This is a genomic window from Mucilaginibacter sp., assembly GCF_036383575.1.
Lineage (GTDB): Bacteria > Bacteroidota > Bacteroidia > Sphingobacteriales > Sphingobacteriaceae > Mucilaginibacter.
This window is the reverse complement of sequence record NZ_DASVOB010000323.1, coordinates 1-8,763: the sequence shown is the minus strand read 5'-3', so window position 1 is coordinate 8,763 and position 8,763 is coordinate 1. Positions and strand designations below refer to the sequence as shown.

Genomic DNA, 8,763 nt, shown 5'->3' with positions numbered 1-8,763 from the left:
TGGCTGTTGCTTAAATTTACTTCGGCCCCGGGCTTCCCTATCGGCGACCTCACCATGAAAGGTAACTTCGCCTCATATGTAGACCGCAGCATATTACCGGGCCGTTTGTATTTAGGCATCCATGACCCTGAAGGACTTTTCTCAACCATCCCGGCCATCAGTACCGGTATATTAGGGATACTCACGGGTATCCTGCTTAAAAAAGGCGGTATTACGCAAATGCGCAAAGTAGCTACCATGGCTGTAGTTGGCGTGATCTTCCTGATCCTCGCCCAGATTTGGAACCTCGATTTTCCGATCAATAAAAACCTGTGGACAAGTTCATTTGTGTTGCACGTAGGCGGTTTAAGCTTATTGCTGATGGCACTGTTTTACTATATCATTGATGTAAAAGGCTATAAGAAATGGGCCTTCTATTTCAGGGTGATCGGTATGAACTCCATCCTCATTTATATCTCCGGTCACTTCATTAAATGGGATTATACCACCGAAGGTTTCTTTGGATGGATAGGCCAGTTAGTCGGCGATCCATTTAATATTGTAGTAATGGCGATTTGTTACGTGATGGTAAAATGGATGTTCCTGTATTATTTATATACTAAGAAGACATTTTTAAGGGTCTGAACCGCTGATAGGAGATGATTTCGCTGATTGCGTTGATTTTTTCTGCACCGGGATTAAACAGATTGAAGGATTTATAGGATTTTATGGTATCCGATAAATCCTTCAATTAAAAAAATGCGATATTAAAGTAAAATCCGCTCAATCCTGAAAATCCCCCCAAATCCAGGTTCAGACATCAGCGAAATCAACGTAATCACAAATAAATCAACGGTCGGCTTTACCCCACGCCTGCTGCTCCTCCGGCGTTAAGTAAGTCCAGGCCATGATGCGGCTTGCTTTTTGGCCTTGCGACATATTGATGGTTTGCACATCCTTTACGCCTTCTTTTTGAAGGGCGTTGTATAAGATACGGAGGTTTTCCTTTTTAGACACCAGTGTGGTGAACCATAAAACCTGCTTTTCAAAAGCCTTGCTTTGCGCAGCCATCAGTTTCAGGAAAGCAGCCTCACCGCCGGGATACCAAAGCTCGGTATTTTGGCCCCCGAAATTAAGTATAGGCTGTTTATCCTTTCTTAAACCCAGGTTGTCCCACTTGCGGGCCGAACCGGCAGCAGCTTCTTTGGCCGAAGCATGGAATGGTGGATTGCAGATAGTAAGATCAAATAGCTCGCCGGGCTTGATTATCCCTTTAAAGATATCTGCCTTTTTACTTTGCTGCCTTAGTTCAACAGCAACTTTTAGGTGGCTATTTTGCTCAATAATACTTTGTGCCGATGCCATGGCTTCCAGTTCGAGCTCGGAACCAACAAAGTTCCAGCCATACTCTTTGAAACCTACTATAGGGTAAACAAGGTTAGCACCCGTTCCAATATCAAGCACACGCACTTTTCGGCCTTTGCGCACAACCCCATCATTAACAGACGCAAGCAGATCGGCAGCGTAATGGATATAATCTGCACGACCCGGTATAGGCGGGCACAAAAATCCTTCGGGAATATCCCAGTGGTTTACACTGTAATAGTGTTGCAACAACGCCTTGTTAAGCGTTTTTACTGCCTCCGGGTTGGCAAAATTGATAGTAAAATTATCGTATTCATTGGTACGCACAAATTGCCTTAAGGCTGGCGTAGTTTTTATTAATGCCTTAAAATCATACCCCTCGCGGTGTTTGTTGCGTGGGTGCATGTTGGTTTTAGCCTCGGGCTGGTTGGGTTCTTGTGCTGACAATGGAATAGTGTTTTGATATATAATTAACCTACGATGCCTTTCAGATCGGCAGGCGAATAATTGATAGATTTTAATGTTTTATGATCAGATGTACGATATACCAGGTAAAGGCCGTCTATTTCTTTATAGTACGCATCTGTATCTGCCGTATTTTTATAATGCGCAATAGTTTTTTCGGCCTCCTCAACTGTTTTGCAAGCTTTGCTCATGTTTGAGCGGTGCACCTCATCAAACAGTTCCTTGAATTTTGAACCTAAACCAAACTCCAATACCGCTCCTGATAATACGTATTGCAGATCGCAAAGGGCATCGGCTACCTCAACCATATTATTATCATTAACAGCCTGCTGCAACTCTTTCAATTCTTCGGCGATAAGCTCAATACGCAGATCGCTGCGTCCTTTTGAGGGTATTGCAGGTTTTTCAACTATAGGGTGCTTAAAAGTGGTATGAAATTCGGCTACCTGTGTTAATGCGCTTAAATCTTTGATCATGTTGTTTTAGGGCGATAAATAAACGGCTAAGTTATGAATTAACTTAAAGGCTTTCAAAAAATTAGTGTAGGTCACACCAGGCAACAACATTATAAAACAAAAAAATAAATAATCAGTACCACACTAATAGCATTGATTATCAATTAATAAAAACTTAACATATATTACACTTGTTAACATAAACATAATATTAAAAACACATTATATTAACCTAACTTTGCAATTCGAAGAAAAAACTCTGCTTCGATTGATTTTCTAATCCATTCACATGAAAAATATAAAAGATAAAGCCGCTACCAAGCAAGCACGCAAAGTTCTTAAAAAACAATTAAAGGAAAAATTAGTGATCCAGATTGAAACCCTGGTGAGTGAATTTGGCCCTGATATCAGCAAAGCTAAAAAAGCTATCGACAAAGCTGCAAAAAACCTGGCAAAAACATTGGCAAGTAAATTAAGCCCTGAAGTACATGCTGCACCAGCCGAGCCAAAAGTAAAAAAAGAGAAAAAAGCTGCAGAAGCTGCTCCCGTAAAAGCTGCTGCAACTAAAAAAACTAAAGTTACCGAGCCCGAAAAAGTTGTTTAAATAAAACCCGGCAACAAAAAGACATTCCGTTTATTTTTTAAATCCATAAAAGCCAATTATTAAAGATTTATCCTCTTTAATAATTGGCTTTTTTAGTGTTATTTAAAAATAAGACAATAAAAAAACACATAAATACATTAATATTTTAACTTATTTTAGAAAACTGCAAATATAAAATATAAATCTTCAAATAAAATCAACACAATATTAAAAATTGTTTAATAATCATTAACTTACATTAAAGTAAACATTATTATTTTAGTCTCATTCCCATTTTATGAAGAAAATTTTACTATTCACCGCGATTTTGCTAACCATAACTCCCCTGTTGGTATTAGCACAAAAGAAAACTATAACCGGAACCGTTACCGACGCTGCAAACAACGCTCCAATGCCCGGAGTATCGGTACACATTAAAGGAAGCAATTTAGGTACCAGCACCAACGCAAAAGGGATATTTTCCATTTCGGCGGCAGCAACCGATGAGTTGGTTATAAGCTACACGGGTTACAAAACCTTAACGGTAGCCATCAGCGGGCGCAGCAAAATTGATATTACCCTGGTTGGTGATATAGCCCAGTTAAATGAGGTGGTATTAATAGGTACGCGGTCGGCCGGGCGGGTAAAGCTGGAAACTGCTGTGCCGGTTGATATTGTTAACGTAGGCAAAGCTGCCTCGGTAACCGGTCGTATGGATATTACAGACATCCTTAATTATTCGGCCCCTTCATTTAATTACAATAAACAATCGGGCTCGGATGGTGCCGACCACGTTGAACTGGGTACATTACGCGGTTTAGGCCCCGATCAAACCCTGGTTTTGGTAAATGGCAAACGCCGCCACTCCACTGCTTTCGTTTCTGTATTTGGTACGCGCGGCCGCGGCAACTCTGGGGTCGACCTTAGTTCTATCCCCACAGCATCTATTGATAGGGTCGAGATCCTCCGCGACGGTGCTTCGGCCCAGTACGGATCTGACGCTATTGCGGGTGTTATCAACCTGGTGTTAAAGAAAACCACCGGTGTGTTTAATGCAAACGTAGGCTACTCCGGTTATTATGATCCCGCCTTTAACAGTGGCAAAAGCGTTGTTGCCTCACAATATCCCCATGGCGGCGCTATAGACGGTAATGGCATCACCATTGATGCCAACTATGGTTTGGCACTTGGTAAAAACGGTGGTTTCATCAATTTTACTGGCGACTATGCCAAAAATGGCAAAACCTTTCGCCAAACGCATGATACCACAACATCAAACCCAAAAGCGCTGCCTATAAATCCTTACAGGCGCGCCAATGGAGATGGATCGGCGGAGAGCGGCACCTTCTTTTTCAATCATGAATCGCCGCTTGCCGGCACCCGTACAACTTTGTACAGCTTTGGCGGCTACAGTTATAAAGCATCTGATGATTACGCTTTCACCCGTAATTTCTCCGGCCGTCCTGAACGTTTCCCTACCGATAACAGCGGCAACATCATCCCTGTTAGCGGCATTATTTTTACTACTCCTGATGGCGAATCCTATTATAACCCCATCATCCGCACACACAATACCGATATCGCGGTAGCAGTAGGTGCCAAAGGTACTTTGGGCGATGGCTGGGACTGGGACCTGAGCAATAACATTGGTAACAACAAGTTCCACTTTTTTGGCTATAAAACATTCAATGCCTCTTTAGGGGCCGATAAAACCAATTTTGATGATGGCGGATCGGAGTTTTTACAGAACACCAGCAACTTGAACATCAACAAACATTTCGGCAATGTAATGCAGGGCCTTAACCTCGGTTTCGGCGGTGAATACCGTTACGAGCGTTACAAGATCTTTTCGGGCGAAGAAGCTTCGTATAAAAACTATGATCCAACCGGTGTAAAAGCGGCGGGTTCGCAGGGCTTCCCTGGTTATCAACCAAGCGATGCAGTAAGCGCCCACCGCTCGGTTGAAGGTGTGTATGTTGATCTTGAAGGTGATATCACTAAAAAATGGCTGGTCGATTTTGCTAACCGCTACGAACATTATAGCGATTTTGGTTCAAACTTTAATACCAAACTGGCCACACGCTATAAAATCACTGATAACTTTAACATCCGCGGTTCATTAGGCACAGGCTTCCGTGCTCCTTCATTACAACAGATCAATTATAGCTCGACCTTTACTAATGTACAGGGTACTGTTATTTCTGAAGTTAAGATTGCGCCAAACTACAGCCCTATCACCAAAGCGGCAGGAATCCCCAACCTTAAACAGGAAAAATCAAAAAATGCCGGTCTGGGCTTTACCTTTAAACCGCTGCCTGAGTTAAGCTTTACTGTTGACGGATATTATATTAAAGTTACCGACCGCGTAGTACTTTCAGGCCAGTTCAGTGCCGATGACGCTACTCTCGACCCTACATTTACCGATGCCCTCAAAAACCTACATGTAAGTTCTGCCCAGTTTTTTGCCAATGCTGTAAACACTACCAACAAAGGTTTGGATGTGGTGATTGAATACAACAAAACCATTGGGGCTAACAGGTTCAGGGTGCTGTTTACCGGCAACTTCCAAACCATGAAAATTGACAAGGTAAACTATCCGCCTATATTGGGTACTACCCCAGCCTTGCGCGAAACCTTTTTAAGCGAACGCGAAAAGAAATTTATCCTTGCATCAGCCCCGCCTCAAAAACTTAGCTTAAACCCCGAGTTTAGCCACAAAAGCTTTACCGTAGGCACCCGCTTTACTTACTTTGGCAAAGTTGTGATTGATGGCTACGGCGATGGCACTACCCTCACCCCTACTGTACCAACCGATAATGGTTCGGCCCAACTACCCGATCAGTACATCTATAGCGGCAAAGTGGTGAGCGACCTGTATTTTGCTTACAAAGTGGCTAAATCGGTTCGTGTATCTATTGGTGCCGATAACATTTTTAACGTACATCCCGACCTTGCCTATGTAAAAGGCGCAAAAGGATATGCCTTCAACAACGAACCATCAGGCCCATTTGATGCCGTGCAAATGGGTGAAAACGGCCGCCGCTTGTTTGCAAGAGTAGGCTTTACATTTTAAAACTATTAACTAACTGACCTCATAACTTCAGCTGCCCCGGCTTTCGGGGCGGCTTTTTTTATTTTAATGATCTATAAATTTTGATAACGATGTAACTTTATACCCCGATAAAACTCTAAACTTGCAAACTGTTAAAACATGTTAAACAAGTGCGAAAGTTATTTTTTGTACATTCTTTAACTTAGCATTGCAGATAAAGAATGCCTGCACCCAATCAGCATATAACCCATACCGACGAACAGCTATTACAGCTCATGGCCAGCGACAACCGAGAGGCTTTTACCGAGTTGTATAACCGGTACTGGGATAAAACCTTTGCGGTAGCATATCATCGTTTAGATGATGGGCATGAGGCCGAAGAAGTGGTTCAGGAAGTATTTTTAAGCATCTGGCAGCGCCGGGCAAGCCTTAAGTTAACCCATACCATGGCTACCTATCTTTCGGTAGCGGTTAAATACAGGGTAATCAATCACCTCGATCGTCAGTACAGAAAACAACAACATTTGGACGAACTCACTTTCACCTCACCCGAAACAGAAGACAGTACCATACAATGGCTGGAGGAAAAAGAATTGCGGGAGCGGCTTGATCATAGCATCAGTCAGTTACCCGAAAAATGCCGTATCGTATTCCTCCTTAGCCGTGATGAAAATAAAACCTATGCCGAGATAGCAGCAGAATTGGGAATCTCTCAAAAAACGGTTGAGGCACACATGTCAAAAGCGCTGAGTACGCTACGCCAGTCGCTTGGAGTTTCTTTGCCTGTACTATTTTTACTGCTTAGTTAACATCGGGGATAGCTACGCTTTCAGGTAATGAAGTGCAACGCATCCTGATTCAAGGATCTTTGATTCAATTAGTTTTAAACCCAGTTTTTCCTTTAAACCTGTAGCCTCCAGCAGCCCTCGCCCTTCGCCTACAATTGTTGGATGTATCACAAAATGAAACTCATCAACCAGGCCAAGTTCTACAATTTGTAACGGCAGGTTTACACCGCCGATTGAAATATTGCCACCCGGTTGCTGTTTTAACTTAAGCATCTCCTCTTTAAGATCACCGTGAATAACCTTTGTCTTGTTTCCTTCAATACCGGTTAATGTTCGTGAGAAAACAACTTTATCGATGGCGTCAAATGTCTTTGCAAATTCACTGTCTGGTTTGCTTGCGTTTGGGTCTTTTGCAACATCGGGCCAGTAAGGAACCATTAATTCGTAGGTTATACGCCCGTATACAATCAGATCAACACCCTGCATAAGCTGCATAAAATACTCGAGTATATCATTACCACCGCCGAATTTGGTATGATCGCAGCAACCATCTAAACTTAGGTTAATACCGTAGATTACTTTTCTCATTTGATTGGTTTTTGTTTGGTTTAGCTAAAATTAGCAATTTTTCGGCCGGTATAGTTTACTACAGTTTCGATCTCAAAAAAGAAAACAACGTCAGTAAAAATATTTTTCATTTTCCACTAAGGGTATTGCGCCCCGTCCCTGACTATATGTGTAAAAGGTTGAAAAATTAGTTTACGATGGAAAACAAAACCTACGATGTAAAAGAACTTGCCTATAAACTAAAGCAAGGCACCATTAGCCCGGAAGAGCAAGCCTGGCTTGATACCTGGTATACCGGCTTTAACGATGAGGAAGTACTGTTATCGGCCTCAAAACACCACACTCCCGAACAGCTGCGGGAAGGTATATTGAACAAGATAACCGCACAAATGGAAACACCGGGGAAACCCGCGCGTAAGGTTATTACCTTATGGCGAAACATAGCTGCTGCAGCGGCCGTTGTATTGCTGGTTACGTTTGCCGCGCTTTACAAAAACGAGGTATTGGAAATTGTTGATCCAGCTAAACTGGTTGAGCTGGTAACCGCTCCCGGCAAACACCGGCAAATCAGTTTGCCTGACGGTACCCGGATCTGGCTTAGCCCCGGAAGCCACATCAGCTACCCGGACAAGTTCAGGACAAAAGAGCGCCTGGTAAAACTGGAAGGCGAAGCGTTTTTTGATGTAGTGCATGATGAGGACCATCCGTTTGTGATCCAATCGGGCCAGCTCAAAACCGTTGTGCTGGGTACCAGCTTTAACGTTAAAGCCTACCCCGAACAGATCATATCCGAAGTAACCGTTATCAGCGGAAAAGTAGCTGTACAGGAACATAACCTGCCTAAAAGCAAGCAGGCTATCATGATCCTTAACCAGCGGGCCGTGTATAACAAAACAGACAGGTCATTAGTTAAACAGGAATATCCTAACGCTTCAAAATTCCTTTCACAACGAACCGGCTTGTTCAGTTATGATGGTGCATCACTGCAAAGTGTTGCTGATGACCTGTCGCTCCAGTATGGTATCCGTGTAACCATCACTCCTGATATTAGTAAGAAAGGCTTTTACGGTCATATCAATACTAACGAACCCATTGCCAAAACGTTCAATAAACTTTGCGCCGTAATGGACATTCGCTGGAACAGGGTTGATAACGATTATTACCTGCAACCGTTACCATCCAACAATTAACCTTTTCATTTTTTAAACATCATCTCCTAAAGGGATAAACAAACACCAACAATTTAAAGCAACTATGAAAACCAACAGACCGGCATGGCCCTCCATGCTGATTTGCGAAATAACGCGAATACCCTTCCGAACGGCACTCTGCATGTTATTTTTCCTGATCCTGGCACAAAGTAATGCATACGCACAAAGCCCTCTTGATAAAATAGTCTCTATCAACCTAAACAACGAACCGCTTAAACAGGCTTTGGATAAAATTACAGCAGCAAGCGGTGTACGGTTCACTTACAACGAAACTGTTGCCAAAAGCACCGTACAGATC

General features: G+C 42.8%; 9 protein-coding genes. 6 read left to right on the top strand and 3 right to left on the bottom strand.

The window, feature by feature from the left end; all coding sequences use genetic code 11:
* The coding region (locus VF500_RS11125) for an acyltransferase family protein (protein ID WP_414688574.1) at nucleotides 1–624 on the top strand (624 nt) is incomplete at its 5' end.
* A 204-nt stretch (nucleotides 625–828) separates the two neighbouring features.
* Here VF500_RS11125 and rlmF read toward each other — a convergent pair.
* Nucleotides 829–1,791, bottom strand: a complete 963-nt coding sequence (rlmF, locus tag VF500_RS11120) for a 23S rRNA (adenine(1618)-N(6))-methyltransferase RlmF (protein WP_330859739.1) — start codon at nucleotides 1,789–1,791, stop codon at nucleotides 829–831.
* A 23-nt stretch (nucleotides 1,792–1,814) separates the two neighbouring features.
* Nucleotides 1,815–2,285 (bottom strand): nucleoside triphosphate pyrophosphohydrolase family protein, encoded by a 471-nt coding sequence (locus VF500_RS11115; protein ID WP_199232884.1) that lies wholly within the window; start codon nucleotides 2,283–2,285, stop codon nucleotides 1,815–1,817.
* 268 nt (nucleotides 2,286–2,553) lie between these two features.
* Between VF500_RS11115 and VF500_RS11110 the strand changes: the two genes are divergently transcribed.
* The 3 genes from VF500_RS11110 to VF500_RS11100 all read left to right on the top strand — a co-directional run bounded on the left by VF500_RS11110 (nucleotide 2,554) and on the right by VF500_RS11100 (nucleotide 6,708).
* The gene (locus tag VF500_RS11110; RefSeq protein WP_330859738.1) at nucleotides 2,554–2,868 is read left to right on the top strand and encodes a hypothetical protein; all 315 of its coding nucleotides are present in this window, start codon (nucleotides 2,554–2,556) and stop codon (nucleotides 2,866–2,868) included.
* A gap of 277 nt (nucleotides 2,869–3,145) precedes the next feature.
* The gene (locus VF500_RS11105; RefSeq protein WP_330859737.1) at nucleotides 3,146–5,920 is read left to right on the top strand and encodes a TonB-dependent receptor; all 2,775 of its coding nucleotides are present in this window, start codon (nucleotides 3,146–3,148) and stop codon (nucleotides 5,918–5,920) included.
* Between the two features lie 200 nt (nucleotides 5,921–6,120).
* Entirely contained in the window at nucleotides 6,121–6,708 is a 588-nt protein-coding gene (locus VF500_RS11100) for an RNA polymerase sigma-70 factor (protein ID WP_330859736.1), read from the top strand.
* A gap of 12 nt (nucleotides 6,709–6,720) precedes the next feature.
* Here VF500_RS11100 and VF500_RS11095 read toward each other — a convergent pair whose 3' ends face one another.
* Complete coding sequence (locus tag VF500_RS11095) at nucleotides 6,721–7,275, bottom strand: dihydrofolate reductase family protein (RefSeq protein WP_330859735.1); 555 nt, start codon at nucleotides 7,273–7,275, stop codon at nucleotides 6,721–6,723.
* 176 nt (nucleotides 7,276–7,451) lie between these two features.
* On the opposite strand from VF500_RS11095, the gene VF500_RS11090 reads away from it, so the two are divergent.
* Both VF500_RS11090 and VF500_RS11085 read left to right on the top strand, forming a co-directional pair.
* Nucleotides 7,452–8,444 carry a FecR family protein gene (locus VF500_RS11090; RefSeq protein ID WP_330859734.1) on the top strand — a complete coding sequence of 331 codons (993 nt, stop codon included), beginning with the start codon at nucleotides 7,452–7,454 and terminating at the stop codon, nucleotides 8,442–8,444.
* A gap of 64 nt (nucleotides 8,445–8,508) precedes the next feature.
* Nucleotides 8,509–8,763: STN domain-containing protein (locus VF500_RS11085; protein WP_330859733.1), on the top strand; the 255-nt coding region annotated here is incomplete at its 3' end.